We start from the raw sequence: 26,551 nt of genomic DNA, 5'->3' as shown, positions 1-26,551 counted from the left end.
ACAGTCAATTATCAGATATATTATTAATATATGAGAAAAATTGTAATCATCGTTTTAATTTTAGCCATTGCTGCTGTTGTTTGGTTTTTAATAAAAGATAGTCCATTGTTGCTGCTGTCGAATATAAAAGAGAGCACAAATATTGCCTTAGAGGGTATCAAAAAAGAAATACTAACCCCGCCGCCCTTGAGGGCCATACGCGAATCGGAGCAAGCGTATCTTACTCGTGGAGGAGTTACCAAATGGACCAATATCCACAGGGCAAATGCCGGTTTATTCGCTCTTCTTGAAAATCCACATTTGAATACCGCCGCACGGCTAAAAGTGGAAGATATGTTCAATCGCCAATATTTTGAACACATTTCTCCTACTGGAGACAATATAAGCACACTTTTAGACGGCGTGGGCTACCAATACATAGTGGTAGGTGAGAATTTGGCTCTTGGTAATTATGAAAATGACCAAGCGTTGGTACAGGCATGGATGGACAGCCCCGGACATCGTGCCAATATCTTAAATAACCGTTTTCGTGAGATTGGAGTAGCAGTAATGCAGGGAACATTTGAAGGGCGCAAGACTTGGCTTGCGGTGCAAGCATTTGCAAAACCATTGTCCGCTTGTCTACAAGCTGACGAAACGCTCAAAGCCCAAATAAACATATTTGAATTGCAAATTGCTGAATTAAAAGTTAAAGCCGATGCTATTTTAACAGAACTCGAACAATTAAAAGGAAAAGGTAATCGCGAAGCATATAACCAAAAGGCAAATGAATATAATGCCATCGTCAGCCAGATAAACGGACTCATCGCCCAACTTAAAAGCTTAGTTGACCAATACAATGAGCAAGTGAGGATTTTCAACGCCTGCGTAAATCAATGAAGAATCTCAATAGAAAATTCTGGGGAACAATTTTTATAATTTTGGGCTTAATAATTTTATTAACCCCGTTTACACCCGGTTCAGTTTTGTTGTTAATTGGTTTAGATATGCTTTTTGGTGGCAAATGGTCATGGTGGAATAAAACCAAGAAAAAAATCTCGGCATTCTTAAAAAGTTTTAAAATTTTCAAAAACATAGAGTTATGATACAATAATTTATTATGAATCCCGAACGAGATAGCCATTGCCAATAACAAAGATGAGTTACAATGGCTATCCGGGTGGGATTAATGAAAAGTAACTTATTAATAGGCACGGAAATGATTTACTCAATAAATCATTTCCTGTCTCGTACAGGATGAACGAATATTTTGCCAAAAAAGAGCAAAAAGAAAAAGAAACAGCCATCAGGCAAAAAAATATGAACATTAAAAAACTTCTACGCCGAGGCATTTTTATTGTTGTTTTATTTTTGGCCGTATCGGGGATTTATAAACTAGTAATGCGTGAATCGGCTCCGGTTCCCGGGCAATTTTATGAGGCCCAATCGCGCGAACACATAGACATAGGCGCGACGCATTCCGCTTATAATTCCAATCCGCCCAGCGGCGGTTGGCACTATGCCGCGGCGGTGCAAACGGGAATTTATGATAAAGAATTTCCGGATGAGCAGTTGATACACAACCTTGAACATGGCCATATTTGGTTTGCTTATAAGCCGGATTTAGCGCCGGAACAAATTGAAGCGTTGGCCAAAATCGCCAAGGATTACGGGTTTCGCATTATTATGACTCCGCGTGTGGCCAACGATTCGCCGATTGCCATTGTTGCTTGGGAGCATGTTTTTAAACTTGATAAATTAGACCAGATAACCGAATTGCAAATCCGTTCTTTTGTTAATGCTTATCGCAACATTGCCGGTCTCGAACGCAATGTACCGGATTTCGGTTTCGGTGATTTTCGTTCTAAAAAATAACTTACGTATTCTATGTTAACTAGCAAAATTTGACTTTAAAATCGTATTTTGCTATACTTAATATATTGTAGGTGTGTGTTCTCATAGCCATTTGCTGTAGGGAAACCGTAAGCTGGGCATTAGGGAATAGGTCTTCCTACAGTTAAAATAGTGCGAATTCACTCATTTTCGCAGATTCTTAAGGGAATCCGCGTTCTTTTGTCTATTTGCACGAGTAAATGGCTAAAAAGTTATATGTAGGCAGTTTGTCCTACAGCACGACTGATGACCAGCTGAAACAGCACTTTTCCCAAGCCGGAACAGTGGAATCAGCCGCAGTCATCACCGACAAAATGTCTGGTCGTTCCAAGGGCTTCGGTTTCGTGGAAATGTCCACGGATGAAGAGGCCGCCAAGGCTGTTGAAATGTTCAATGGCCAGGATTTGGATGGCAGACAGATAGTCGTAAATGAAGCCAGACCGATGCAGCCGCGCGCTCCGCGCACTGGCGGGTTTGGTGGCGGTGGCCGTGGCGGATTCGGCGGTGGCCGAGGCGGTTACGGCGGTGGCGGACGCGATTACTAATCGCTTACCCAATCTAAAAACCCCGAAAGGGGTTTTTAGATTGTTGGAGTGGGACAGACTTGAGTGTCAGTATTTTGCGCAGGAGAAAGATGATCCGCCGGATATGGCGTGCGGTCAATAAGTGCGTTTATAATTTTTCCGACTTGCTGCTTGATTATTCCGGAATTTTTTTGGTTCAAGTTGGTTATGTCTTGCAAAATGCCACGTGATTTGTCCAATAAGTCTTTATTCTTGCCGTCCCCAATGTTTTTTTCAAGTTCATCAAAATTAGTTGTCAGTTCTCCCAAGAGACGCGCCTCTTTTGCGGCTGGATTCATTACTTCTATTACCCGTTGTTTCCAAGACGGAATTTCATTAATCAGAAATCCTCCGGTAACAGCGATCGTTAATAGTCCCAGCGCGGCTTTTATTATAAAACCCATAAGTTAATTTTAATTCTTAGCCCAAGATATATTAATTGACTGATGACAACTTTTAGTATAGAATATATATTATAGCTTCATTAAAAATAGGGGGGTGTTGTGAGGGTTTATTTGCTTTTGCTCATTTGGATTTTTTCAGCCGGGTTGGCAAATGCTGTGCCTGATGAGTCAGAAAGAGATAAAAAAATAGATTCTGCCCTTTTTTTCTACTATTCAGGCAAAACCGTGGAAGCCAGAAAAGAAGCGGAAGAACTTCGAGCCGCTTTTCCTAAAGAACCATTTTTTTGCCAATTGTTAGCTGAAATTTTATGGCAAGAATTGTCTAAAGTCCTACCCTCACAATTACGAACTGAAAGTGCGGACATAGACACAGTTCGTAAAAACACGCATGCCCAATATTTGGTGGAAAAGTTTAAAGAAGAAGTATTTGCGGGATTGGCATTAACTCAAGAAAATCTTGCCGGCAATCCGAATGACGTTAAAAATCTTTTCCTTAGGGCAATGATAAAAATCCGTTACGCCGGTTTTATAGCGAAATTTGAGTCTGGCCTGAAATCCTACGCGGAATCTGACCGTGAGACTGCGGAAAGTTTGATAATCCTCAAAAGGACAATGGAACTTGATGGATCATTGTGCTCTGCCAAATACGTCTTTGCTTTAAGCAAGCACCTTCTTAATAAGGCTGCTTACGAGGGGTTTTATAAAAGATGGGCGATTGCCTGGAAATCAAAGACTTATGAGATCTTGGGAGATGACTTTAAACAAGAAGATGTTTTCCGCTGGCTAAGGCAGGCAATGGCTTGCAATTCTGGCTACTGGTGGGCCAAGGACGTTGAAATGGATAAAAAATTTGTTTTTCAGGATATTCTGGTTAAACAGGCCGGACGTATGGATAATGAAGTTTTGCCCGTATTGGAAGAGCTTAATCGAAGGTTTCCTGATAATAAAGAAATTCGCGATAATCTTTTTTTGGTGAGATTACACTTAAAAAGTCAACAATCGGGCTCGCATAAATAAGCGGGCTTTTTATTTATCCTAAAAAATCCTTGCTGTTGATTAAAATTTTGGTATAATTAAAATATGAACACGGTAGAAATTTATACAACCCCATGGTGCGCGTATTGTAAAATGGCCAAGGAATTTTTCAAGAAAAATAATGTAGAGTATACTGAACACGATGTGGCTAACGATATGGCCAAACGCCAGGAGATGTTAGACAAGACCCACCAGATGGGCGTACCCGTCATAATTATAAACGGACAAATTATAATCGGTTTTGACCGTGAAAAAATTAGTGAATCACTCAAGTTAAAATAAAAACCATGTCATATGAATTAAAACCTCTGCCATTTGATAAGGATTTAGAAGGCATTTCCCAAAAAACCAACGAAATCCACCACGGCAAACTTTATAAGGGTTACGTCGACAAAGCCAATGAGGTTGGTGAGGAACTAGTTAAGCTAAGAGGCGAGATTATAGGGGGTACGGCTCCTGGTGGGAATACGTCTTACAGCAAATTAAGAGCGCTGAAGCTTGGTGAGAGTTTTGCCGTCAATGGTATTTATCTGCATGAGTGGTTTTTTGGCGCGCTTGGCGGTGATGGGGACCACAAAAAAGCGCCGGAATTATCGGCGGCAATATCGGATAAGTGGGGCTCGGTTGAAAATTTTCAGAAATACTTCAACGAATGTGCCATGGCTGCGCGCGGCTGGGCAGTGCTAGTTTGGGATTTACATGAGAAAAACCTCAAACAATACAACGGTGACACGCACGACCATGCCGTCTGGGGTTGTATTCCTATCATTGCTTTAGACGTATACGAGCACGCTTATTTCATAGATCATGGTTCAGACCGCAAGGCTTATATTGCCGCATTTTGGAAAAACTTGAATTGGGAAATTACCGAAGAGGCTTATAAAAAAGCCAGGGCTGTGAGTTTTTGAATTTTATAGCCAAGTTTGTAACCAAACCCGTAGATTGTATAATTTTTCAGTGAGCGGTAGGCCATAAGTTAGCGGCATAAAAAAAACAAAAGCCGCGATACTAACGATCAAAAGAGCGATAAAAGCTCTTTTTTTATTTGGCAACCGATCTAATAGATAAACTAAAGCGATTATGGCAAAAATTAAACCGATTAAGTAGTGATACAAAAACATTGCCCGCCTTATACCGACAAAGGGCAATATGTTTAAAAAATATGCGCCAGCAAGCAAAACCGGAATCCGCATTTTGATGATTTTTGATAGTGCTCGTCTAAATATTTGCGCGATTAGGCTGATGATTAAGAAAAACATGGCTATTGTAGATGTCCACCAGATGACAGGATTACCCAGAAAATATATTTTAGATTGTTGGCCGCCGTTTGTCATTTGGACTTTGTCATTTGGACTTTGGTTCCAGTAGTATATGGGCCTAATCATAAACGGCCAGGTGTACCACTTGCTGGAATAGGGGTGGCCTGCAGCCAGACCGGCATTGGACCTATACATTTGAAAATTAAGTTCTTTGAATTTTTCAAAAATATTGAGTGGCTTAAGATCCGGGTTTTTACTGTCTGTGCTTCCGGTAAGAGTTTTGCGGAATGTTGGAGTCATGAAGGCGTCGCCGGGGCCGGATTTGGTTAGAAGTGAAAAATGTAAAGCAAAAATTGAAAAATAAATAACGACTGGCACAAAAAACAAAAATGCCACCCCCCTTATTAAATGTATTAGTTTTTTTTCTGAATTAAGCCAATCAATTAGATAGAGCATGCCGATTATTGCCAAGAAAGAGGCGCCGGTCCATTTAACCGAAATCGCCAATGAGCTCAAAATGCCGCTTAAAAGCAAATACCCCCACTTGTACGACATGCGATGTTGTGCGGGTGGGTGGTAGAAAAAGTAAAATAACAGAGCCGAGAAACCGAATAAAAGCAGTAAAGAATCAAGCAAGATGAACCTCGACTGGACTAACGTGGCGTTTTCTAGAACAACAAGCATTCCGCCTACAAATGCCGCCAGTCGCGACATTCCTAGTTGCAGAATCAGAAAATAGACTACAATTGGCAGGAGCATGCCGGCAATAGTAGGCAAGAGACGTAGCCAGAGATAAGTGTTATCGGGGAATTGCTGGCCGATTTGGGCGAAACTGAAACCCGGCTCAAAACCAGACACATAGCCCACCCCGGAAATCAGAAGCTTGCCTAGCGGAGGGTGAATGTCAAAAAAATATTCATGGGTGAAATATCCCGAGATAAATTTGCCGAAATGCACCTCGTCAAACACCGTTTCCCGCGGCTGGCCGAAAAACAAAAAATGAGTGGCCAGGCTTGTAATTATTAAAATTATAAGATAAACTTTCTTGTATTCAGCCATACATCAATAGTAGCTTAAAAATATGGGAGATGGGAAGCATGGAAGATATTGAAAGCGGGAATCCTGAAGATTTTTGTCCAGAGTGCGGATTGAATTTAGTTGAATGTAGAAGAGAAGAAAAGAAAAATAAACTTTTCGAAGAAAAATATGGTCAACAGCTCGTGTCTATTAGAAAGAGAACCAAAATCAAGCGGGCTTTTATCGGGGCAACAATTGGCATCTTATTTCTTATGGTTTTGGCTCTACTTCTTGGACTCAGTGTGTCCCCACTGTCTGTGTCAACGCTTCCCATTTCTAACGACTTATGGTTGGTTTTTATTCTTTTGTACGCATTTGCCGGTGCTTCAATGTCCTTCAGTTTCCAAGGGTGTTCTAAAGAAGAGGAAGAACTTTGGCAAGATTTTAATACACACCAACCCACAGGCCCATAGCCTGTTTTTTTATTTTTTTCAAACACATGTTATAATTTTCTTATGTTTGATCTGATTATAATCGGTGGGTCTGCCGCCGCTACAACTGCCGGAATCTACGCTGCGAGACGGAATTTGAATTTTAAGATAATCACCAAGGATTTTGGCGGTGAAGTGGCTACATCAGGCGAAATAGCTAATTGGCCGGGGATTATTAAAACAGACGGTATAGCCCTTGCTCAACAGTTCCGCGCGCATCTTGACTCGTATAAGGTTGAGATTGAAGAGGGCGTGGAGGTGGAGAGAATAACCAAAATGCCCGATGGGACATTTTGCATAACCACAAAAACTGGGGCAGGACTCAAAATGGCGGCAGAAAAATTAACCGATAGTCAAGAAGCCCCGAAGGTCAAGTACGACTATACTACAAGGGCCGTCCTTGTAACGACGGGCGTTCATCCACGCGAATTAAATGTGCCTGGCGAAAAAGAATTCCGCAACAAGGGTGTGAGTTACTGCACAACTTGTGATGGGCCGTTATTTAAGGGTAAAATAGTAGCTACAATCGGTGGCGGTAATTCCGCGCTTGAATCAGCTTTGATGCTGGCTGATATTGCCAGCAAGGTTTATGTGATTAACAAGAACCCGGAATTTAAGGGTGATCAAGTCCTAATTGACAATTTGAAAACTAAGCAAAATGTTGAGATAATTTATGATGCCAATACTTCAGAAATTTTGGGCCAAGAATTTGTGACAGGGCTAAAATATACTGACAAAAATGGTGCCGCGCAGGAAATAAAATCTGAAGGTATTTTTATACATATCGGCATGATACCTAATTCCGGTTTAGTCCCGCCGGAAGTAGAAAAAAACAAATTCTACGAGATAGTTGTTAATAAAAACTGCGAAACAAATATCCCCGGTCTTTACGCCGCCGGAGATGTTACTGATGTTCCGTTCAAACAGATAGTTATTGCCGCCGGGCAAGGTTGCGTAGCGCTACTAAGCGCGGTGCAGTATTTAAACAGACAAACATAATCTAGAAAATAGAATCTAGAATCAAATTCTACTTTCTACTTTCTACTTTCTACTTGGTATATCTCGGTGCCGATCATCGTGGATATGAGTTAAAAGAAAAGATTAAGTCTTGCCTTTCGGATTGGGGATATGAGTTTGAAGATGCAGGATCTTTTAAATATGACAAAGATGACGATTATCCGGATTTTTCAAAATCAGTCGGAGAAAAGGTAACCCTTCGACTAGCTCAGGGTCAAGACGCTAAAGGCATCTTGATTTGCGGGTCCGGAATTGGGGTCGCGATTGCGGCTAATAAAATCAAAGGCGTGCGTGCCGGTACGGCTTCAAGCGCCGAGCAAGTAAAAGCTTCGGTAAAGGATGAGGACCTCAATGTGTTAGCGGTATCGGCAGATTATATCAATGAAGAATTGACCAAAGAAATAGTGAAAACATTTTTAGAAACTAAATTTTCTGGCGAGGAGAGACATATCAGAAGGGTAAATAAAATAAAAGACTTAGAAAAATAATGGCAAAAATTTTTGTAACAAGACCAATTCCGGAAGTCGGCCTTAAAACACTACGTGACAAGGGTTACGATATCGTCGTTAATGAAGCGGCAAGAGAAAGAGCGGCGACCAAAGAAGAGATGGTTGCCGCCTTTCGGCAAGCTCAGAGCGAAGGGAAACCCTTTGATGCCTTACTTTCAATTTTAACCGACCAGGTTACTGCCGAAGTAATGGATGTCGGCTTGCCCACGCTAAAAATAATCGCCAACTATGCGGTCGGTTTTGATAATATTGATCTTGAAGCCGCAAAACAGCGAGGGATTATGGTAACAAACACACCCGGTGTATTGACTGATACTGTCGCCGAACACACTTTTGCATTAATGCTTGCAATTGCCCACCGTATTGCCGAAGCTGATAGGTTTTCGCGTGACGGTAAATATAGTGCTTGGGGGCCGGAATTGTTACTTGGCACAGATGTTTCCGGTAAAACTCTTGGAGTGCTTGGTTTGGGCCGCATCGGTTCTCGCGTTGCCCACCATGCTGTTAAGGGATTTGACATGAAAGTTTTATACTATGACCCTAACCAGAATTCCGATTTTGAAAAAGAATACGGTGCGGTTTATGTTGCTAGCGTTGATGACCTCTTGCCTCAATGCGATTTTGTATCAATTCACGTACCTCTTTTAGATTCAACACATCACCTCATAAACGAAGAGCGGTTAAAAAAAATTAAACAATCTGCTTATTTGATCAATACTTCACGCGGGCCAATAATTGATGAAAAAGCGCTTGCCCTAAGCTTGTCGAAAGGTTTGATTCGCGGGGCCGCAATTGACGTTTTTGAACATGAGCCTGAAATTACGTCTGAACTTAAAGAACTTGATAATGTAATATTAACGCCGCACATTGCCTCAGCAACCAAAGAAACTCGCGATAAGATGTCAAAACTTGCAGCAGACAATATAATAGAGGCGTTGGAAGGCAGGACGCCGCCTAATTTAGTTAAATGATTGAAATCATACCGGCAATTCTTGTAAAAAACAGGGAGGAACTGCTGGAAAAAATTGCAGCGATGGAGGCACATGCCGAAAGGGTTCATCTTGATATTGCCGATGGCATTTTTGTTCCAAACATGACCATACTAGGTTTTGAAGAAATGGAGTCGCTTGATACTAATTTAAAATTTGAGGTGCATCTTATGGTCTCTAAACCGGAAAACCACATAGTGCGTTGGCTTGAAACTCCGGCTGACAAGTTCATTTTTCATATTGAAGCGACAAACAAGTCTCAAGAAGTCATTGATGCCGTAAAGGAAGCAGACAAAACTATTGGCATTGCCCTAAATCCGCAAACCCCAATTGCTAAAATCGAACCTTTTATTGATCAAATTGATTTTGTACATTTTATGACTGTTGAGCCGGGATTCTATGGCGGCAAGTTCGTAGATACTGTGATAGACAAAATTAAAGATTTTCACTTTTATTATCCCGACAAGACAGTTGAAGTAGACGGGGGAATAACGCCTGAAACAGCACCCAAATTGATTGAAGCGGGTGTGAATATGTTTGTGGTGGGAAGTTATATTTGGGAAGGCAAAGATCAAGCCGAAGCTATAAAAAAACTAAAAGAAATAACAAAATAATAAAATGTTTAATTCTAAATATAATGTTGTAGTGGTAGGTTCGGCCACACGCGATGTTTTCCTGAAAATGGAAAATGTTGAGGTGAGGAAACATGCCGATTCTCCAACTGGCGTTGAACAATGTTTTTCGCTTGGTTCCAAACTCGAAGTAAAAGAAATTATTTTTACTACTGGCGGTGGCGGGACTAATGCCGCGGTTACCTTTGGAAGACAGGGATTAAAAACTGCCTGTGTTGGCGTTGTAGGCAACGACATGGCAGGAGAGGAAATTTTGACTGAATTAAAAAAAGAAAAAGTTGGGCCAATTTTTCAAAAACATGCCGATGGTTTTACCGCTTATTCAACAATACTTGTCCACCCTGACGCAGAACGCACCATACTAAGTTACAAAGGCGAGGGCCAGCATTTTAATGTTAAGGAAATACCCTTTAGTAGGCTCAGGGCAGACTGGTTTTATATTGATTCTTTGGGCGGGCATTATGACCTCTTTGGTGCTTTAGTTAATCATGCTGTCAAAAATAAAATTAAAATTGCTTGTAATCCTGGCGGTAAAGAACTAGAACATGGTTTTGAAAAATTAGAACCGTTTTTGAAACATATTGATATTTTTGCAGTCAATAAAGAAGAAGGCGCACAACTGGTTGGCACAAATCCCGATGATATAACGGAAACATTTAATAGGTTGGCCAAGACCTGTTGCGGCATGATTATACTGACTGATGGACATAACGGTTCCAAAGTATTTAAAAGTAGTGTTACATATAGTGCGGGAGTGCCTGATTCGCCGGTTGTTGAACGCACGGGGGCGGGGGATGCTTTTAATTCTGGGTTTGTGGCAGAATATATGCGAAGCGGGGACATCAAAAAGGCGATGCAGTTTGCTACGGCCAATTCGTCATCGGTTGTTACGAAAGTGGGGAGCAAAGAGGGGATTCTTAAAAAAGATGATTGGGGCCCATGGCCGTTGGTTGAAATAAAAATATCATAAATTCGTTTCAAGGATGTAGTAAGACACTTTACCTACCGGCTACGCGGACTCTTTTTGTTCAATCCACCCTGCTGGGATTTTTCACAAAAAGTGTCCGCCTACGCCGGTAAATAACATCCTCTCCTTAGCAATTATAAAAGTGATAAAAATTGCTGATTGGTATCGGCTTCTAGTAATTTGAAACAAGTTTATGATATTTAAAAGAAACGGCCTTGGGCCTTGGGAATAATAATTGGAAGAGAATTTTTTAAAATAAAAAAGCCTGGGGTGCGTTACCCCAGGCTACGGCCAGTTCTCTAGGCGGAACTGACAAGGACCGTTTTAACACCCCTCTATGTCGGTTTCTCTGGAACGGGGCTTCCCAAAGATCGTCCGGTAGCTGTTGCCCTTACAATCGAGAACCCGCCGGATCGGTCTCCGAAACTTGCAGGCAGCACTTTACTTGAAAGTAACTGCAGTATCGGGTGCACCCAACACTTAAACTTCCAAATGAGCTACTGCCAGCTTGATGCGAACCTCCCCGAATGACTTACTTGGATCACCGCAACAAAGGCGGGAATGTAGGGGCGGTGTTCGCAGATTTGGTAAAAGAGCCGGGCTTAGAAATGGAGATCGGTTTCAAATCCCTACTGCCCGGAGACACGTGTAAAGATAGACAGAGGGAAATTAACGTGACACCGAAAGTATGGTGTCGGTTGAGGGTTATCCCACAACCTCACCTCTTCATCTCTAAGCCTTACCTTAAGTATAGCAAAGTTGCCTTGTGTTTGTCAAGTTTTAAAAGTAAAAATGCTAAAAAAACGTTGAAAAATAAGAATTATTAACACATGTCAGAAGTCCATACAAAACTTGCTCGCATATTACGTACCCCACCGGAGGTGCTTTTAGATTTGGAGCAAAAGATGAATAAACTGACTGGTAAAAGTGGTGTTATGGAACGAATAGCCGAGGAAAATACGATTTTAACCAGGAGAACATTGGAAGAATTGGGATTATCGTTGGGTTCATGCAGTACTGGGGATGTTTATAATATTCTTATCAAACGGCTAACCCACATGGATGAACACTTGTATAATTTTTTGGGTAAACCAGATCTTTCAAAAACCGCGTTGGTTTGTGCAAAAATTTGCGAAACAGCTTTTGCTCTCAACAAGCCGAAACCCGGGTTCTTCATTAAAAAAGAAAAAGCAATCCAGATGCTCGAAAAGTTTACGCCGCAAAATCTTCTTAACCATTTTGGTTATGGGACTGTTGCTGAATTAGTTAAGAAACAGGGTTTTGAGCAGGTTTTTAGCGCGCTCCGTTTTGCTCAAGATGAGGCTTGGATGCATAAGTTTTTTGATGAAGCATATAATGAATTAACTGCCGGTGATTTTGAAGAACGTGAAGTGGAATTGAGGGTCCTTGAGCCGCAATGGTTAGATGTTGCCGAAAAATTTCTGGAGAAAAAATATCACAACGTTAGCCATCTCAAAGAATTGGGGATTATTTTTGTAATACCACTCAAAATTGATACTCCCGGTGAAACCTTAAGACTTTTCACTCTTATTCTTCACTATTTAAACGAAGTGCCATTTTATTCTAAATTATTCAGGAAATTTTCCAGCGAGGCCGATTTTACCATTAAATTAAAATCGCTTTTGCGCGGTGATGTAAGTGAGGCGCCATTACCGAACGAAAATAGTTTGCGAATAGTGCAAAGATATCTGGCAAAAGATGACCCAAATGACTTTCGTCTTTTGGAGCCGCATTTTAACCCTGAAGCGGAACATTGGTATAAAGCCGAAGGAGATTTGGGTAAAATTGGCACATTTCTTGGTGCTGGGGGCAAAGCATTTGGCTATTGGCAGGGATTAGATTTTGTTGGTGACTTTTTTTCTGATGGTATTAGTGGTAAAACAGATGAGGAATTGATAAGTTTTGACTTGATAGATTTGGTGATGTCATTGGTCAAAAAAGGCGAGATAAAATATCTTTATCACCAGCAGGAGGCTTTATGGAATAAAATTTTCATTGAATATCTAGGACGTGATAAGATTGAGGAGTTGGTAGAAAAAAATATAATAGAAGGATTTATCCCGTTAGAAGTCGCCCTGACGGGTTCGCGGTCGTAGCTAGCAAATAATTTAAAGTTTTGTTGTGTAAATTGTAATTTGTGTGCAAAGCTGCATAGCAGCGACTTCTAACGGGATGAATGACGAAAAACAAAGGACTTGCCCTGAGGAGTAAGCAATATAAAATACATGAAGACTCTAAAACAATATTTTCAAGAAGCAATGGCAGACCAGTGGGCGCTGGGGCATTTTAATTTTTCCACGGCGGATCAGCTTAAGGCGTTTGTTGAGGCAGCGACGGAAATGAAATCACCGATTATGGTCGGAACTTCAGAGGGCGAAGCTGATTTTATTGGACGAGAACAGGCTGTGGCTTTAGTGGAATCGTATCAGAAAGAAGGCCACGCGGTTTTTTTGAACTCTGACCATCATAAAAGCTGGGAAACTGCCAAAGCCGCCATTGACAGTGGTTACGATACGGTATTAATAGATGCATCCAAGCTGAAACTTGAAGAAAACATAGAGCTTACTAAAAAAGTTAAAGAATACGCCAAATCAATCAATTCCGAAATTGCGGTGGAGGGCGAGCTTGGCTATCTGCGGGGAAGCTCTGAAGTACAAACCGCGATTGAAATAAGTCCTTTCGATTATACACAACCCGAACAAGCGCAGGATTTTGTTACACTTACTGGAGTTGATCGTCTAGCCGTAGTTTTTGGCAATATTCACGGCATTGTTACAGAGCAGGAAGAGCATTTGGACATAGAACATCTTAAAAAAATTACTCAAGTCGTTCCAGAAGTACCGCTGGTATTGCATGGCGCCTCTGGTTTACCTGTTGAAGAAATAAAAATGGCGATACAAAATGGCATCGCCAATGTTCATATTAACACTGAACTTCGCGTAGCTTATCGTGACACCCTGCATGAAGAACTTGAAAAAGAACCCACCCAAACCACGCCCTATAAATACCTCAAGCCATCTTATGAAGAGATGAAGAGAATGATTAAAAAATATCTGGAACTCTTCGGGTCCGTGGGAAAAATCTAATCCCGCTCAACCCCTATCACGAAATCAACATTCGGCTTTGACAAATATAACTCGCTCGCAACGCGGAATCCTTCCGAGCTTTCCTCAACCTTAGTTTGCGCAAGCGCAAACTAACCCCGCTTTAGGGCCGGGCTTACGGGTTTGCGGTCTCGGCTTTCCGCTGCTCGCTCGCCTTATTTGTTACCAAAGCCTGCCATGAATGATTTCTTAGACAGGGGTTTCGCTTGGCTGATTTACAAAAGGCACTATAGCTCGCTTATATTTCCAGGAACAAAAAATAAAAAATTTGATGGCATGGCTATTTACAAATCTAGGAGATTACCGTATAATGATTTAGTTAGTGTTTTTTCACAATTGGAGGCCCAGAATGACCGGAAAGAAGCATGTTGTTGTCATTTGTGGTTATGGTTGTCATTTAGATACTCCATTAAGATCATATCTTGATCGTATTGTAAGATTTATTCAAAAAAATAAACCTTATGCCATAGTTTTCTGTGGTGGTTATACTCAAAAGAAAACTTCTCCTAATGTTTCTGAAGCTGATTTAATGCACGATTATGTTAAAAGTAAAATCGGTTTAGAAGTAGTAATGCTCGAAACAAATTCCTACACTACTTTTAAAAATATTCAAAAAGCATCAGAGCATATGGATTTTCATGGCTTCCCAGACACTATTAGGATTACGATTTTTTGTGAGGCAACTCGAGCAGCGAATGTCATAATGCTGGCTCGATATTTCTTGATGAGTTTTGTAGATAGCATTGATGATATAACTGTAGAAACGGCCAACTGGGAACGTGCTGATACATTTAAACAAGCACGTAATTTAATTTATAATAAACTAGCTCTCAAATTTCCATTTCTTGGTCTGGCAGAGCGCGAACATCGTTACCGCATCCATCGTTCCAATAGTATCTAGCCGAAATAATCGGCTTTTTTATTAATTAAAATCCCCCTAGCGGGGGATGATTTTGATGAGGGGTTCGTAAAGTTTGGTATTGTTTCAGATTTTTATCTCTACGACATCGCCATCTTGAATAATGTAATCCCTGCCGACAGTATGAATTTTACCGGTTTGGCGTGCGTTACTCCATGAACCTGCGGCAAGCAAATTTTGCCAGTTTATTACATCGGCTCGGATAAATAATTGCTCAAAGTCGGTATGGATTGCCCGTGCCGCCTGTGGTATCGCGGTGCCGGCTTGGCAAGTCCAGGCACGTGTCTCATCTTCGCCGGTTGTTAAAAAAGTAATTAATCCAAGAGTGTGGTAGGCATTTTTAATCAACTCATCCAGGCGGCTTTCTTTTAGCCCAACTTCTTCTAAAAATATTTTTTGTTCTTCAGGTGCGGATTCTGAAAGCAATAACTCAAAAGTGCTGGTCAATACCACGTAATCGTTATCGCCTATTACTTTTTTGAGTTTTTCGTCGGGCTTGCCCTCCGAAGTTTTAACGAAGGATGGTTGCCACCCGTTCTTCAGTTGTTTTTCAGAAGCATTAAGCACATAAATAAATTTTTTGTTTGTCAGCAGAGTTAGCTCGCGGGCTGTTTCTTTTTCTTTATCTTCAAGCGTGATATTTACTGCCAATATTCCCGATTCCAGGCCTAATTTTAATTTTCGCAAAGCCGATGTTTCAATAACCGTTTCAGGGGCGTTTGTTTTTGTTTTGTCCAGACGCTTATTGACCGTTTCCAAGTCGGCAAGCATTAGTTCGGTATTTATAATTTCTATATCGTTAGTCGGATCTATTTTTTTGTGAACATGGGTTATTTTTTCATCTTCAAAAACCCTTACCACTTCGGCAATGGCGTCTACTTCGCGTATATTGGCAAGGAACTTGTTGCCTAAGCCTTCTCCGGCAGCTGCGCCTTTTACAAGTCCGGCGATATCTATGAACTCAATTGCTGTCGGCACGATTTTTGCTGAATGGGACATTTTAGCCAATAATTCAAGTCGTTCATCGGGTACGCCAACCACACCCACGTTTGGATCAATTGTGGTAAAAGGGTAGTTATGTATGTCAACCTGTTTTTTAGTCAGCGCCTTAAAGAGTGTGCTTTTGCCCACGTTTGGAAGGCCGACTATTCCAATAGATAGCATATTTATAAAAGACTGCTTAATTCCCAAACATTGCTTGCTCCGAGAGTAAGGATAATGCTTGGGTTTTTTATTTTGGTTTTAAGGAATTTTACAGCCGTGACAATATCTGGCTTATAAACAACATTCAACGAATTTATTTTTTTAACTAAGTCTCGTGAATTAACTTTGCCTTCAGTTTCACGTTTGGATGCATATATATCAAGTATGACGGTTTTGTCGGACTTGGTAAAACACTTGGAAAAGTTATCAAACAAGGCTTCGGTTCTTGAAAATGTGTGTGGCTGAAAGACAGTCCAAAGAGTTTTATCGGGGTAGGCGGTTTTAATCGTGGCGATTGTGGCTTTAATTTCAGTTGGATGGTGGCCGTAATCATCAATCACGACGCAGGCATTCCCGTTAATGTTAATTTTTTTAACAATCTCAAGCCGTCTTTTTGTGCCAGTGAAATTTGTAATGGCATTTTTTATTGTTTTATTATTAATACCCAAATGAGTGGCACAGACAATTGCCGCTGTCAGATTCAAACTGTTGTGGTTGCCGATCAATTGAGAATCAAACCGGCCGATGCCATTAACCGCAAACCCCATTCTGTTGGATAATATTTCCAGTACTTTTATTTTAAAATCTGCCTGATCTGAGAAGCCGTAGCTTATTTTTTTGCATTTGGCAAGGCGGGCGACATCACGACAATTTTTGTCATCCGCGCAGTAAATCAGTAGGCCAGTGCGGGGGATTCTTTTGATAAAATTTTTAAATGCCAACTTGTAATGTGCCGGGGTTTTGAAATAATCTGGATGGTCGTAATCAATATTTGTAAGAATTACGGTTTGAGGATAAAAATATTCAAACTTATTTTGATACTCATCGGCTTCAAAAATCAGGAGCTTCGGTCTGCACGCTTTATATTTAAGCAATTGGGGCACAATTGAACCCACATTTATAATTGGCCTATAGGCTGTTTTGCTAAGTAGGAAGCCCAAAGTTCCGGAAGTCGTTGTTTTGCCGTGGCTTCCACAAACGGCAACCGACGGCAATTGTTTTGTTAAAAGACCGATTGCTTGAGGGTAGATAAGTATGGGTAACTTGCGCTTTTCCGCTTCTTTAACTTCAACATTTTTGTTATTATATGCCGTAGAGACGACGACCAAATCAGTATTGTCTGGGATATTGTTTGCAGAAAAAGGTGATAAAAATTTTATTTTTTGGCGTTTTAGCAATTTATCCGTAAAAAAAGATTCGGCACAATCAGAGCCGATAACCTCGATACCCATATGCTTGAAGTTTACAGCCAAGGCAGACATTCCCGTGCCCTTTATGCCAATCATATAGATGTGTTTGAATTTTCTAAATAGCATGTCCCTCCAAAGAATAAACGAAAAGTACAAAAAAGTGAAACTGGTTATTTTTGATTTGGACGGAACCCTTACGGAAAGTAAGTCGGACATGGATTCAGAAATGGCGGAATTGCTTGAAAAATTGCTTGATAAAAAATTGGTGGCAATAATTGGAGGAGGCAAGTACGAGATGTTTCAAAAACAGCTTCTGTCAAAACTAAATATCACAGGCGATAAATTGATAAATCTTTTTTTATTCCCTACTACCGCTACCTCTTTTTATAAATATGATACCGGTGATTGGCGACAAGTTTATGTGTTGAGTTTTTCCGAAGAAGAAAAGAAAAAAATATTTGACGCTTTTGATAAAGTATTTGCTGAACTTAACTACCACCCCGAAGATGTGTACCAGAAAGTTGTGGAAGACAGAGGATCCGAAATAACTTTTTCAGCTCTTGGTCAAAATGCCCCATTAGACATTAAAAAAGAGTGGAAAGAGGAACAGGGCGAACTAAAACTTAAAATAGCCGAAATGCTACAGAGTTATCTGCCGGATTTTGAAGTAAGGGCGGCGGGATATACCTCAATTGACGTAACACGCAAGGGAATTGACAAGGAATACGGTATTAAGCAAATAAAAAAACATCTCGGAATTGAATTTGGCGAGATGTTGTTTGTGGGCGATGCTCTTTTCCCTGGCGGGAATGATTATGCCGCTTCCCGTACTGGCGTTGATTGTTTCAAGGTTAAGGGACCACAAGATACAAAAACTTTAATTAAAAACCTTCTCAAAATGTTCTAGTCCGCCAACGGATAATGTTTGTGGGTTTTGGCTAATAATTTGCCGCAAATTAAAGCGGTTGGAATTGATAAGAAAAACCAAATAAATAAAACCAACAACACCGTTTCCATGTTTAGAGTCCCATCCTTTCTTTGACTTCTGCCAAAGTGCTAGATGCTATTATTTTAGCACGTTCTTCAGATTCTTGCAAGATCCTCTCAACATAAGCCGAATTATTTTCTAGCTCTTTGCGTTTCTGTTGAAACGGCTTAAGGAAATTTACTACAACTTCGGCAAGGTCATTTTTAAATTCGGCATAGGTTTTGTCTCCGTACTTTTTCTCAATCTCACTAATACTGTTTTGAGATAGCAAATGGTAAACAGTAATTAAATTAGAAATTGCCGGTTTTTTACTCGGGTCAAAAATAACCTCGTGGCCGGAATCGGTTACGGCTTTTTTTATTTTTTCATGAATTGTGTCTGCTGAATCATTTAGAGCAATGCCTTCGTCACCTGATTTAGACATCTTTTTGGTTGGGTCTTGAAGCGATTTAATACGCTCGCCCTCAGCTTTGTGTGATTTAACCGGTTCAAAAGTTTCACCAAACATATGATTAAACTTTTTTGCTATTTCATTTGTTATGTCTATGTGGGCTTTTTGATCATCTCCAATCGGCACAAGATTTGATTTATAAACTAAAATATCCGCGGCCATCAGTACCGGATATGCAAGAAGTCCCAAATGATTATATTTACTATCAGTTTCTGCCAGTTTTTCTTTGTATGTCGGCAAACGTTCCAGCCAGCCGATGGGAGTAATTGTATTAAAAATCCAAGCAAGTTCAGTATGCTGCGGAATGTGCGACTGAAGGACGAGTAGTGATTTATCGGGGTCTAGACCCGCGGCAAGAAAATCCAAAACAGCATCCATTGTTTGTTGATGATAAGTTTTCGGGTCAAACGGGGTAGTAATGCCATGGTAGTCTACTACTGCAAAAATTGCTCGCTCGGTTTCAGGTGAATTTTGTAGTTCCAGCCAATTTTTTATTGCCCCAAGATAATTGCCCAGATGTAGTTTGCCTAAGGGACGGATTCCGGAGAAGATTCTATTTGACATATTATATAGTTAGTAGTAGTTTATGAGTCGGATCTTTTTCAGGTTATTTTAGGATATTTAGATGGATCAACAGACTGGCCAACCAGATCAATTCCAGCAATTTCAATACCCGTATTTTAAATGCGAAATTCCTGGTTGCGACTCGCCGATTATTGTAACTTGCATGTGTCCCAGAAGGTGTTCAATATGTGAGGACGGACATAAATTCCATTGGAGAATGAGACATGGCTTACGTTTCCATGATATACATAAGGGCTGGGGTGAACATGCCGATTCAAATAATTGTTGTAAATTAAATGAACAGTCTGATTCAGCGCAATCAAACTGATTATAACTTTTATTTCATATTTTGAGAATATCTGTCCCAAAAACACCGCTTTTTCAAGCGGTTTTTTTAAATTTCAATTACCACCGGTAAAACCATTGGCCGTCTCTCGGTTTTTTGGAACAAGAAAAGCCCAACCTCGTCTCTTATTAAATCTTTAAGATCTACCCAATTAATTGGGCGCATGGTTTTACGTTCTACGATAAATCTTACCTTTTTGCGGACCTGCATCAAAAGTTCCTTGTTTTCTTTTAGATAAACAAATCCGCGTGAAATAATGTCGGGACTGCCCCTGACGCGGCCAGTTTTAGAATCAATAAGGGCCACGATCACAAACATTCCGTCCTCTGCTAATACCTGTCTGTCGCGCAAAACGACATTGCCGATGTCCCCGATACCAAGACCGTCTACCATAATACTGTCTGAAGGAACTGTTTTTTTATCAAACCACCAGTTAATTGGTATCTTGCGATCAATAAACTTGGGGTCCAGAATATGAATTATGGAACCGTTGTCAGCTATTATTGTGTTTTCTTCTTTTATTCCTTCTTTTTGTCCCAAAAAACCGTTATTAACCATCATTGAATATTGACCATGAATCGGCATCAGGGTCTTGGGCCTTATTAGACTCATCATCTGCCTCAAATCGTCGCGGTAAGCATGTCCGCTGGCATGGATATCCATCATGTTATAGTCATAGACCCTGGCGCCCATGCGATAAAGCAAGTCCTTTAGCCGCTGCACAGTCCTTTCATTTCCAGGGATCACAGATGACGAAAATATAATCGCATCTTTTTTTTGCAACCTAACATAGCGATGTTCGCCGGAAGCAATACGCATCAAAACAGCGCGGTCTTCTCCTTGCGCGCCGGTGCCAACAAGTGTGATTTTGGAACGCGGATATCTGTCTATTTCCGAAATATGTATCTGGGTTTCTTTCTTAATCTTAATCTGATTAAATTCCTTGGCTATTTCAACATTACTTTTCAAACTAAAACCATCAAATATAACTTTGCGGCCGTATTTTTCCGATAACGTTACCAACTGCTGGATTCGATTAATGATTGAAGAAAAGGTAGCGGCGACAATCATACCACCGCCGCTTGATTCAATGAAAATTTTCTCTAAATTTTCCTGAATTATGCTTTCAGAAATTGATTTGCCGTCTTTTTCAGCGCCGGTTGAATCAATCATCAAAGTTGAAACCCCACGGTCACCGATACTTTTAATAAAATTCAAATCGGCCGGTTCTTCATTGAGTGGCTGGGGGTCAAATTTAAAATCAGCAGTGTGGACAATCCGACCTGCTGGTGTAGTGATGATGAGCGCCGTATCGTCGGGAATGTTATGATTGACATGAAAAAATTCAACCTCAAATTCACCCAAATGAATTATTTCTCCTGGGTGGACAAGGTTTATGTCCAGTTCTGGAAGGTGAGGGAATTCCTGATGGCGCTTAATAGCTAGTCCGCGCGTAAGATTTGCCGCATAGATTGTGGGATTACCAAGCCGTGTAATCAGGTATGGCAAGCCGCCAATGTGGTCCATGTGGCCGTGTGTTAATACTATTCCTTTTATCCTGTCTTGCTTACCGTCCAAGTAGGCAATATTCGGTAAGGTATAATCAATACCCGGCATATCTTCTTCCGGAAAACCAAAACCAACATCTATTATCATGATGTCATTTTTATATTCCAGTACGCACATATTGCGGCCAACCTCGCCAAGGCCGCCCAAGGGAATTATCTTGACAGTTTCATCCGGTGAACCAGCGCTTTCCTGACGTTGTGGACGTTCAATAGGCGCAAGGCGTCTGGAACGCGGCAAGTCCCTCCGATCCTTGTATCGTGGAGCTCTGCTGCGCCTAGGCCTCACTCGTTGAGATTCTGACCTTTGTGTACCCGTTTGCTTATCGGTTTGAGTTTTTACTGATGTTAATTGTGTTATATTTTCTTCACTCATTTTTTAAAGACTTCTATTTAATTAAACTTTTATTCCAAAATATTTGTTCCACTTTACGCACCGGCTTGCTATTTTTAGTCCCGTAAGTCCAATGATGCACTATCGGTTGGTGTTTTTCGTAACTACTGCTTATGACCCGTTTATTACCTATATAAAATCCGATGTGCTTGTGAAAATTTCCGTTCTTGACTTTTTTGGCCTCCCAAACAATTACCGTGCCCACTCTCGGCTTTGCAGTTTGAATCCAGCCTGATTTTTGAAGATCGGCCACAGTTCCAGAAACAGTGGTATGCATATCGGAAATTAATTTAAAAAGATAAAGAATTGAGGAAACAAATTTTGCGCATGACAGATTACCGTCTTCAAGAACGTCTACTGTTTTACTGCCAATTTTACAATAAAAATTACGAAATAAATTTGAACCGATACTGTTTTTGACAGTTTTGATGTAAGAATCAAATAAAACTATTTTGGGTTTTTCTTGTTTTTTCAAAAAGTTATTGTGCTCGGAGGGAGATTTGAACTCCCACGGACTTGCGTCCATTAGCTCCTGAAGCTAACGTGTCTGCCAATTCCACCACCCGAGCTTGAGTGGTTAAATTAAAAAGATTAAAAACCATGTAATTTAGCACATTGAGCCAAAATGACGAGTTTCTAAATATGAAATTTCATTATAGCAAAACTAGCAACCGTAGTCAATAGTTTCGTAGTTTATTGCTAGTTGCTAGTTACTTCCTTAAGATTCTTTTTGTTTCTATATACCATTTATTAATCGTATCAAAACGATCAGAGGGTACAGAAATTAATTTTGTTTCATTTCCTTTTATCTTGGTAGGTTGCGCGTATAGATAATCCGGGCTGTAAAGGAATATTACAGGGACATCATTGACCACAATTTTTTGAAAATCATCATATTTTGACAAGCGCTCGGAATCATCAAGAATTTGTCTGGCTTCTTCCAGCAACTTATCGGCATCCTTATTGTCATATAACGCTAAGTTAAGCCCTGGATCTCGTTTTTGCGAAGAATGCCAAAAGCTAAAAGGGTCAGGATCCAGTGACAAAACTTCCCCAAAAAGCAATGCGTCGTATTCACGGCTCTTTATTGCTTGCTGAAGCTCTGGCAACGGCAAAATTTCCAATAAAACCTGCACGCCAGCGACTTCCCATTGTTTTTTAATTTCATTTCCAACAGCAATAAGCTCTGGCCAATCAGATGTGGTCAGTTTAATTTCCAATTTTGTCGGTTCCCCCGGACTTTCTTTTTTGTTTTTTGGCGGGGGAGGGGATTTTTCCCGAATATTAATATCAGCTGAAGAACTGGCGGGATATTTCCACCCCGCATCTTCTAAAATTTTATTAGCCGTCTCTAGATTAAAATCATATTTTGTTATGCTATCGGGTATGTTAACAATGCCGGGAAGCACTGGTGAATTGATGGCCATGCCGTTATTTTCCAGTATGTTTTCTAGAAGTTTTTCCTTGTCGGTCATGTAGCTTAAAGCAAGCCGCAAATTTTTATCAGTTAGCAATTTACTTCGATTCTGATTAAAAAATATCGCAAAATATCTTGGCAATTGAAGTTTTCTAATTTTTAACTGACCTAGAAATCTGATTGAATTTAATTTTTGCGGCGAAAGAAAGCCCAAACCCTCAACCTCTCCATTGCCGTATGCGACTAAAAGTTGTTCATCAGATTGATAAAATTTAAAAGTAATTCTGGATATATACGGTCTGCCGACATAATATTTTTCGAATGGAGCTAATTCAAAATATATAATATTACCAGAACTGTCTCGCCTAATCTTATAAAATTTGTACGGTCCTGAACCAATGGGTTTTATATTAAAATCCGACAAACTAAAATTGACTGGTTTTACATTTTCCCAGATATGTTTTGGCAAAATTCCCAGTGTGGTGTTGTTTAAAAATTGGGCATATTTATTTTTTAATTTGAAAACTACCGTTTGATCGTCCACCTTGCTTACTTCAATCCCTTGCCAGATGATTCTTTGTGAACTGCCGTAATCAGCGTTTTGCGCGGTGAGGATTGTGAATACTACATCATCAGATGTAAGAGGTTTGCCATCATGCCACTTGAGGTTGTCACGTAATTTAAAAGTATAAGTCAGTCCGTCTGTAGATATTTCATAAGATTGTGCGAGTCCATTCTCAATTTTTCCTTGGCCGTCATAACGCATTAAGCCGTCAAAAACCAAACTGACCAAGTCTCTATCTGCGTCATTGTTTTGGGCAAGAAGCGGATTAAGATACTTGAGCACACCTATAATACCCTCGGTCAGACTACCGCCAAAAGACGGAACTGGTTTTGTAAAATGATAAAATGCAGCTAGGGGCATAGCCACTAGAGACCCTATTGTAATTACAAACAAAACAAGAATAATTTTTCTTTCTTTTGGAGAAAGTACTTTGGGTAAATGCCTGAGCTGTTTTCTAGAAGGCAAAATGGAGTATAACCACTCTTTTGGCCAACTCATTCTGTTCGATAGTTTTTTGTCTTTTTCCTTCTTTGGAGACACGAAAAAATTATCTAATTGGTTATAGTCGTTAATTGGGTTAACGGTTTTGTGACAAGGTCTGGGTTAAATAAAAAAATAGTTCCCGCAACTCAGCACAAAAACTCGATTTAGAGCAATAGCCTAGCTATTGAAACACCAAAAAATAAAATAGCGACAATAATTGTTGAAGCAAAAAGTGTTTTTTCTATACCTCTGCGCGTGGAATAAACGCTTCCCTCACCGCCAAAAGCGCCGGAGAGACCGGTACCGCGCTGTTGTAATAATATTGCCGCAATTAAGAGAACGGCGAGAATCAGTTGAATAATGGTAATTAGCATTTATGAATTTACTACTTTAGCCAATGAGCTATGAAATTTACTGCCGCTACGACTATCGTGGCCCACAATAGGGAAACGTAACTTTCTATAATTATATAGCCTGTGAGTTGTGCTGTCAGCCAAAGTATTATGGCATTTATTACAATCAAGAATAGTCCCAGTGAAATAACAATCAAAGGGAAAGTTATTACTTTTAATATCGGTCTAACAATTAAATTAAGAATGCCAAGCGTAATTCCGGCTATTAAATATGCTTGCCAGCCGTCAATTACACCAAAACCGCTTACCCAGAGATTGGCTAAATACAGACCCAGTATATTAGCAAAAAGCCTTATAAAAATAGCCATATTAAGGCAATTACCAGTATAGCATCGTACCATTCATATGCAAACCTTGACTTTTTATTTGTTTAGGAGTATAATATACGTATAGGCTGAAAGTTTCCGGCCTAGCGAAACATTGTTCTTAATTAGGAGGCCGTTATGGTCACGCCGTGACCATAACGAGACAAAGAAAGGTTGTTGGCCATGCCAGGTTTATGATGAAGGGGAGGCGGAAACCCTGGGGAGAAAAACCCCGAAGCGGAGGGCGCTACGGCGTGTAAGTGCGTCCCGGCAACATAATACAACACGCAGCGGTTCAGCAGAGACTTTGTGTCAAAACTGGGCCGTTTTTATTTTGCCGACTCTAGATGTAATTTTCTATAATAACTGACTGCAAACCTATGGGCTTCAGAATCAATTTGCAAAATTAAATTTTTAACAGACTTGGGTAATTTTTCAAGCGGCATAGCCGTTTTTTTACTTGTCCCGTAATTATTGGCAGACAATTTTATTGGATTGGTTGTGTAAATATGATCTCCGCGATGTTTGACATTTTTAGTCAGAGCGATAATTGGAATCTGATTTTGCGTCATCGCAAGATCTATGGTCTTGCGATGACCATAGATGATTTTAGCCGCAATATTAAGTTGCGCTTTACCGCCATCTACGATTATCAAATCAGGATACGGCCACTTTGAGTGATTAAACCGCCGCGTTAATATCTCTTTGAGCATGGCAATGTCATTAGGCACGCTTTCAGACCCAACTTTAAACTTGCGATACTGACTTTTATCCGGATGGCCATTGATAAAAACAACCATTGCACCAGTGGCAAACTTACCCTGAATGTTAGAAACATCATAACCCTCAATCCTTTTGGGCTGATGTGGTAAATTTAGAACGTTCTGAAGCTCAGCGAATGGATTATTCAGTTTCCACCCTTTTTTTGTATTTAGTATCGTGTATTTAGAATTAAGCAGAACTTGGGCGTTTTCAAAAACCTTTTCCAGTTTTTGGATTTTGTTGCGGAATTCAATGGCCTTTTCAAAATCATGTTTTTTGCCCAATCCCAACATTTCTTTTTTTAATTTTTTAATCAAAACATCTCGTTTGCCGGTTAAAATTTCTTTTATGGCTTTTATATTTTTATTATATAATTCTAGATTCTGTTTTTTGGATTCCGGGTTCTGACTTTTCAGACAGCAAAACCCTATGCAATTACCGATGTGATAATTCAAGCAAAAGTTATTGTGCGCCTGCCCGCAGGTACAATAAGGAAATAAGCGGCGTAACAAACGCATTGCTACTTTTAAAGCGTTGCCGTCAGTGAACGGACCGATGTTTTGTATTTGATGGGATAAAAAAATTTTGGGAAATTTTTCTTTGGTAAATCCGACGTAAAAATACTGTTTGTCATCACGAAGCATTACATTGAATGGCGGCTTATATTTTTTAATAAGCTGCGATTCAAGTATCAAAGCTTCAATTTCGGAATCAGTTTTTTTAAACGTGGCTTTCTCCGCCATTTCTAACATTTTGGAGATACGCGGGTCTTTTGGCTGCTTATTGAAATATGAACTAATCCTATTTTTTAAGTTGACCGCTTTGCCAATATACAAATTGCCATGTTTATCACGGAAAAAATACACGCCAGCGGTCTTGGGAATTGTTTTTAGGTTAATTTCCATCCCGTACGAGACAGGAAATGATTTACACGAGTAAATCATTTCCGTGCCTTATTAACAAGTCGGGTTTATTAATCCCCGTTTAGATAGCCACTGTAACCCTATTTTATTGTCAGCAAAGGCTGTTTCGTTCGGGATCCACCTTGATCCCGTTAGAAGTAGTAACGGCAACACATAAGTTTTACTTATGGTCACTGCACTAGT

The 26,551-nt window shown here is 40.2% G+C and carries 29 protein-coding genes and 1 tRNA gene; 18 read left to right on the top strand and 12 right to left on the bottom strand.

Annotated elements, in window-relative coordinates:
• Positions 1-30: 30 nt before the first annotated feature.
• The 4 genes from HYT61_02595 to HYT61_02580 all read left to right on the top strand — a co-directional run bounded on the left by HYT61_02595 (position 31) and on the right by HYT61_02580 (position 2,417).
• Positions 31-879, top strand: a complete 849-nt coding sequence (locus HYT61_02595; GenBank protein ID MBI2063107.1) for a hypothetical protein — start codon at positions 31-33, stop codon at positions 877-879.
• A complete protein-coding gene (locus tag HYT61_02590; protein ID MBI2063106.1) occupies positions 876-1,085 on the top strand; it encodes a hypothetical protein in 210 nt (69 codons plus the stop codon). Before HYT61_02595 ends, HYT61_02590 begins: the two co-directional genes overlap by 4 nt.
• A gap of 151 nt (positions 1,086-1,236) precedes the next feature.
• Entirely contained in the window at positions 1,237-1,854 is a 618-nt protein-coding gene (locus HYT61_02585) for a DUF3105 domain-containing protein (GenBank protein ID MBI2063105.1), read from the top strand.
• 218 nt (positions 1,855-2,072) lie between these two features.
• Complete coding sequence (locus HYT61_02580; GenBank protein MBI2063104.1) at positions 2,073-2,417, top strand: RNA-binding protein; 345 nt, start codon at positions 2,073-2,075, stop codon at positions 2,415-2,417.
• A gap of 35 nt (positions 2,418-2,452) precedes the next feature.
• On the opposite strand, the gene HYT61_02575 is transcribed toward HYT61_02580, so the two are convergent.
• Positions 2,453-2,839, bottom strand: a complete 387-nt coding sequence (locus HYT61_02575; GenBank protein MBI2063103.1) for a hypothetical protein — start codon at positions 2,837-2,839, stop codon at positions 2,453-2,455.
• A gap of 111 nt (positions 2,840-2,950) precedes the next feature.
• Between HYT61_02575 and HYT61_02570 the strand changes: the two genes are divergently transcribed.
• The 3 genes from HYT61_02570 to HYT61_02560 all read left to right on the top strand — a co-directional run bounded on the left by HYT61_02570 (position 2,951) and on the right by HYT61_02560 (position 4,782).
• Positions 2,951-3,856 carry a hypothetical protein gene (locus tag HYT61_02570; GenBank protein MBI2063102.1) on the top strand — a complete coding sequence of 302 codons (906 nt, stop codon included), beginning with the start codon at positions 2,951-2,953 and terminating at the stop codon, positions 3,854-3,856.
• 63 nt (positions 3,857-3,919) lie between these two features.
• On the top strand, positions 3,920-4,156 hold the full coding sequence (locus tag HYT61_02565) for a thioredoxin family protein (GenBank protein ID MBI2063101.1): 237 nt from the start codon (positions 3,920-3,922) through the stop codon (positions 4,154-4,156).
• A 5-nt stretch (positions 4,157-4,161) separates the two neighbouring features.
• Complete coding sequence (locus tag HYT61_02560) at positions 4,162-4,782, top strand: superoxide dismutase (GenBank protein MBI2063100.1); 621 nt, start codon at positions 4,162-4,164, stop codon at positions 4,780-4,782.
• A gap of 3 nt (positions 4,783-4,785) precedes the next feature.
• Here HYT61_02560 and HYT61_02555 read toward each other — a convergent pair whose 3' ends face one another.
• Positions 4,786-6,192, bottom strand: a complete 1,407-nt coding sequence (locus HYT61_02555) for a phospholipid carrier-dependent glycosyltransferase (protein MBI2063099.1) — start codon at positions 6,190-6,192, stop codon at positions 4,786-4,788.
• A 38-nt stretch (positions 6,193-6,230) separates the two neighbouring features.
• Between HYT61_02555 and HYT61_02550 the strand changes: the two genes are divergently transcribed.
• The 9 genes from HYT61_02550 (at position 6,231) to HYT61_02510 (ending at position 14,781) form a co-directional block, all read left to right on the top strand.
• Positions 6,231-6,623, top strand: coding sequence for a hypothetical protein (locus HYT61_02550; GenBank protein MBI2063098.1), 393 nt, complete (start codon positions 6,231-6,233; stop codon positions 6,621-6,623).
• A 42-nt stretch (positions 6,624-6,665) separates the two neighbouring features.
• A complete protein-coding gene (locus HYT61_02545; protein MBI2063097.1) occupies positions 6,666-7,640 on the top strand; it encodes an FAD-dependent oxidoreductase in 975 nt (324 codons plus the stop codon).
• 53 nt (positions 7,641-7,693) lie between these two features.
• Positions 7,694-8,146: an RpiB/LacA/LacB family sugar-phosphate isomerase gene (locus HYT61_02540; protein MBI2063096.1), complete on the top strand. Its 453-nt coding sequence runs from the start codon at positions 7,694-7,696 to the stop codon at positions 8,144-8,146.
• On the top strand, positions 8,146-9,138 hold the full coding sequence (locus HYT61_02535) for a D-glycerate dehydrogenase (protein MBI2063095.1): 993 nt from the start codon (positions 8,146-8,148) through the stop codon (positions 9,136-9,138). The genes HYT61_02540 and HYT61_02535 overlap by 1 nt, the downstream gene beginning before the upstream one ends.
• Positions 9,135-9,770 carry a ribulose-phosphate 3-epimerase gene (locus HYT61_02530; GenBank protein MBI2063094.1) on the top strand — a complete coding sequence of 212 codons (636 nt, stop codon included), beginning with the start codon at positions 9,135-9,137 and terminating at the stop codon, positions 9,768-9,770. Before HYT61_02535 ends, HYT61_02530 begins: the two co-directional genes overlap by 4 nt.
• Before the next feature lie 4 nt (positions 9,771-9,774).
• Positions 9,775-10,758, top strand: a complete 984-nt coding sequence (locus tag HYT61_02525; GenBank protein MBI2063093.1) for a carbohydrate kinase family protein — start codon at positions 9,775-9,777, stop codon at positions 10,756-10,758.
• 902 nt (positions 10,759-11,660) lie between these two features.
• Positions 11,661-12,872, top strand: a complete 1,212-nt coding sequence (locus HYT61_02520; GenBank protein ID MBI2063092.1) for a hypothetical protein — start codon at positions 11,661-11,663, stop codon at positions 12,870-12,872.
• 129 nt (positions 12,873-13,001) lie between these two features.
• Entirely contained in the window at positions 13,002-13,862 is an 861-nt protein-coding gene (locus HYT61_02515) for a class II fructose-bisphosphate aldolase (GenBank protein MBI2063091.1), read from the top strand.
• A 367-nt stretch (positions 13,863-14,229) separates the two neighbouring features.
• Positions 14,230-14,781 (top strand): YdcF family protein, encoded by a 552-nt coding sequence (locus tag HYT61_02510; protein ID MBI2063090.1) that lies wholly within the window; start codon positions 14,230-14,232, stop codon positions 14,779-14,781.
• An 84-nt stretch (positions 14,782-14,865) separates the two neighbouring features.
• Here HYT61_02510 and ychF read toward each other — a convergent pair whose 3' ends face one another.
• Positions 14,866-15,963 (bottom strand): redox-regulated ATPase YchF, encoded by a 1,098-nt coding sequence (gene ychF, locus HYT61_02505; protein MBI2063089.1) that lies wholly within the window; start codon positions 15,961-15,963, stop codon positions 14,866-14,868.
• 2 nt (positions 15,964-15,965) lie between these two features.
• On the bottom strand, positions 15,966-17,318 hold the full coding sequence (murC, locus tag HYT61_02500) for a UDP-N-acetylmuramate--L-alanine ligase (GenBank protein MBI2063088.1): 1,353 nt from the start codon (positions 17,316-17,318) through the stop codon (positions 15,966-15,968).
• Between murC and HYT61_02495 the strand changes: the two genes are divergently transcribed.
• Entirely contained in the window at positions 17,317-18,099 is a 783-nt protein-coding gene (locus HYT61_02495; GenBank protein MBI2063087.1) for an HAD-IIB family hydrolase, read from the top strand. The genes murC and HYT61_02495 overlap by 2 nt on opposite strands.
• Positions 18,100-18,211: 112 nt before the next feature.
• Here HYT61_02495 and trpS read toward each other — a convergent pair whose 3' ends face one another.
• The gene (gene trpS, locus HYT61_02490) at positions 18,212-19,195 is read right to left on the bottom strand and encodes a tryptophan--tRNA ligase (protein MBI2063086.1); all 984 of its coding nucleotides are present in this window, start codon (positions 19,193-19,195) and stop codon (positions 18,212-18,214) included.
• Positions 19,196-19,256: 61 nt separating this feature from the next.
• Between trpS and HYT61_02485 the strand changes: the two genes are divergently transcribed.
• Positions 19,257-19,523: a hypothetical protein gene (locus HYT61_02485; protein ID MBI2063085.1), complete on the top strand. Its 267-nt coding sequence runs from the start codon at positions 19,257-19,259 to the stop codon at positions 19,521-19,523.
• A gap of 66 nt (positions 19,524-19,589) precedes the next feature.
• Here the strand turns inward: HYT61_02485 and HYT61_02480 are convergent, their stop codons facing one another.
• The 7 genes from HYT61_02480 to HYT61_02450 all read right to left on the bottom strand — a co-directional run bounded on the left by HYT61_02480 (position 19,590) and on the right by HYT61_02450 (position 26,350).
• A complete protein-coding gene (locus HYT61_02480; protein MBI2063084.1) occupies positions 19,590-21,347 on the bottom strand; it encodes a ribonuclease J in 1,758 nt (585 codons plus the stop codon).
• 148 nt (positions 21,348-21,495) lie between these two features.
• The gene (locus tag HYT61_02475) at positions 21,496-22,026 is read right to left on the bottom strand and encodes a hypothetical protein (GenBank protein ID MBI2063083.1); all 531 of its coding nucleotides are present in this window, start codon (positions 22,024-22,026) and stop codon (positions 21,496-21,498) included.
• Positions 21,986-22,069, bottom strand: a tRNA-Leu gene (locus HYT61_02470). The genes HYT61_02475 and HYT61_02470 overlap by 41 nt, the downstream gene beginning before the upstream one ends.
• Before the next feature lie 141 nt (positions 22,070-22,210).
• Positions 22,211-24,022 (bottom strand): peptide ABC transporter substrate-binding protein, encoded by a 1,812-nt coding sequence (locus HYT61_02465; GenBank protein ID MBI2063082.1) that lies wholly within the window; start codon positions 24,020-24,022, stop codon positions 22,211-22,213.
• A gap of 107 nt (positions 24,023-24,129) precedes the next feature.
• Positions 24,130-24,339: a preprotein translocase subunit SecG gene (gene secG, locus HYT61_02460; protein MBI2063081.1), complete on the bottom strand. Its 210-nt coding sequence runs from the start codon at positions 24,337-24,339 to the stop codon at positions 24,130-24,132.
• Between the two features lie 11 nt (positions 24,340-24,350).
• Entirely contained in the window at positions 24,351-24,686 is a 336-nt protein-coding gene (locus HYT61_02455) for a phage holin family protein (GenBank protein MBI2063080.1), read from the bottom strand.
• A gap of 326 nt (positions 24,687-25,012) precedes the next feature.
• On the bottom strand, positions 25,013-26,350 hold the full coding sequence (locus HYT61_02450; protein ID MBI2063079.1) for a GIY-YIG nuclease family protein: 1,338 nt from the start codon (positions 26,348-26,350) through the stop codon (positions 25,013-25,015).
• Positions 26,351-26,551 lie beyond the last annotated feature (201 nt).

It is taken from the genome of Candidatus Yanofskybacteria bacterium (assembly GCA_016181175.1).
GTDB lineage: Bacteria > Patescibacteriota > Minisyncoccia > 2-02-FULL-40-12 > IGHO2-01-FULL-4-A > 2-01-FULL-44-17.
The sequence above is the reverse complement of the archived record's forward strand: the minus strand, read 5'-3'. Positions and strand labels throughout refer to the sequence as shown.

Excerpts from the sequence above, each read along its gene's own strand:
- HYT61_02595 (MBI2063107.1), top strand. The coding sequence starts at position 31 with ATGAGAAAAATTGTAATCATCGTTTTAATTTTAGCCATTGCTGCTGTT.
- HYT61_02590 (MBI2063106.1), top strand. The coding sequence starts at position 876 with ATGAAGAATCTCAATAGAAAATTCTGGGGAACAATTTTTATAATTTTG.
- HYT61_02585 (MBI2063105.1), top strand. The coding sequence starts at position 1,237 with ATGAACGAATATTTTGCCAAAAAAGAGCAAAAAGAAAAAGAAACAGCC.
- HYT61_02580 (MBI2063104.1), top strand. The coding sequence starts at position 2,073 with ATGGCTAAAAAGTTATATGTAGGCAGTTTGTCCTACAGCACGACTGAT.
- HYT61_02575 (MBI2063103.1), bottom strand. The coding sequence starts at position 2,839 with ATGGGTTTTATAATAAAAGCCGCGCTGGGACTATTAACGATCGCTGTT.
- HYT61_02565 (MBI2063101.1), top strand. The coding sequence starts at position 3,920 with ATGAACACGGTAGAAATTTATACAACCCCATGGTGCGCGTATTGTAAA.
- HYT61_02560 (MBI2063100.1), top strand. The coding sequence starts at position 4,162 with ATGTCATATGAATTAAAACCTCTGCCATTTGATAAGGATTTAGAAGGC.
- HYT61_02555 (MBI2063099.1), bottom strand. The coding sequence starts at position 6,192 with ATGGCTGAATACAAGAAAGTTTATCTTATAATTTTAATAATTACAAGC.
- HYT61_02550 (MBI2063098.1), top strand. The coding sequence starts at position 6,231 with ATGGAAGATATTGAAAGCGGGAATCCTGAAGATTTTTGTCCAGAGTGC.
- HYT61_02545 (MBI2063097.1), top strand. The coding sequence starts at position 6,666 with ATGTTTGATCTGATTATAATCGGTGGGTCTGCCGCCGCTACAACTGCC.
- HYT61_02535 (MBI2063095.1), top strand. The coding sequence starts at position 8,146 with ATGGCAAAAATTTTTGTAACAAGACCAATTCCGGAAGTCGGCCTTAAA.
- HYT61_02530 (MBI2063094.1), top strand. The coding sequence starts at position 9,135 with ATGATTGAAATCATACCGGCAATTCTTGTAAAAAACAGGGAGGAACTG.
- HYT61_02525 (MBI2063093.1), top strand. The coding sequence starts at position 9,775 with ATGTTTAATTCTAAATATAATGTTGTAGTGGTAGGTTCGGCCACACGC.
- HYT61_02520 (MBI2063092.1), top strand. The coding sequence starts at position 11,661 with ATGAATAAACTGACTGGTAAAAGTGGTGTTATGGAACGAATAGCCGAG.
- HYT61_02515 (MBI2063091.1), top strand. The coding sequence starts at position 13,002 with ATGAAGACTCTAAAACAATATTTTCAAGAAGCAATGGCAGACCAGTGG.
- HYT61_02510 (MBI2063090.1), top strand. The coding sequence starts at position 14,230 with ATGACCGGAAAGAAGCATGTTGTTGTCATTTGTGGTTATGGTTGTCAT.
- ychF (MBI2063089.1), bottom strand. The coding sequence starts at position 15,963 with ATGCTATCTATTGGAATAGTCGGCCTTCCAAACGTGGGCAAAAGCACA.
- HYT61_02495 (MBI2063087.1), top strand. The coding sequence starts at position 17,317 with ATGTCCCTCCAAAGAATAAACGAAAAGTACAAAAAAGTGAAACTGGTT.
- murC (MBI2063088.1), bottom strand. The coding sequence starts at position 17,318 with ATGCTATTTAGAAAATTCAAACACATCTATATGATTGGCATAAAGGGC.
- trpS (MBI2063086.1), bottom strand. The coding sequence starts at position 19,195 with ATGTCAAATAGAATCTTCTCCGGAATCCGTCCCTTAGGCAAACTACAT.
- HYT61_02485 (MBI2063085.1), top strand. The coding sequence starts at position 19,257 with ATGGATCAACAGACTGGCCAACCAGATCAATTCCAGCAATTTCAATAC.
- HYT61_02475 (MBI2063083.1), bottom strand. The coding sequence starts at position 22,026 with ATGGACGCAAGTCCGTGGGAGTTCAAATCTCCCTCCGAGCACAATAAC.
- secG (MBI2063081.1), bottom strand. The coding sequence starts at position 24,339 with ATGCTAATTACCATTATTCAACTGATTCTCGCCGTTCTCTTAATTGCG.
- HYT61_02455 (MBI2063080.1), bottom strand. The coding sequence starts at position 24,686 with ATGGCTATTTTTATAAGGCTTTTTGCTAATATACTGGGTCTGTATTTA.
- HYT61_02450 (MBI2063079.1), bottom strand. The coding sequence starts at position 26,350 with ATGGAAATTAACCTAAAAACAATTCCCAAGACCGCTGGCGTGTATTTT.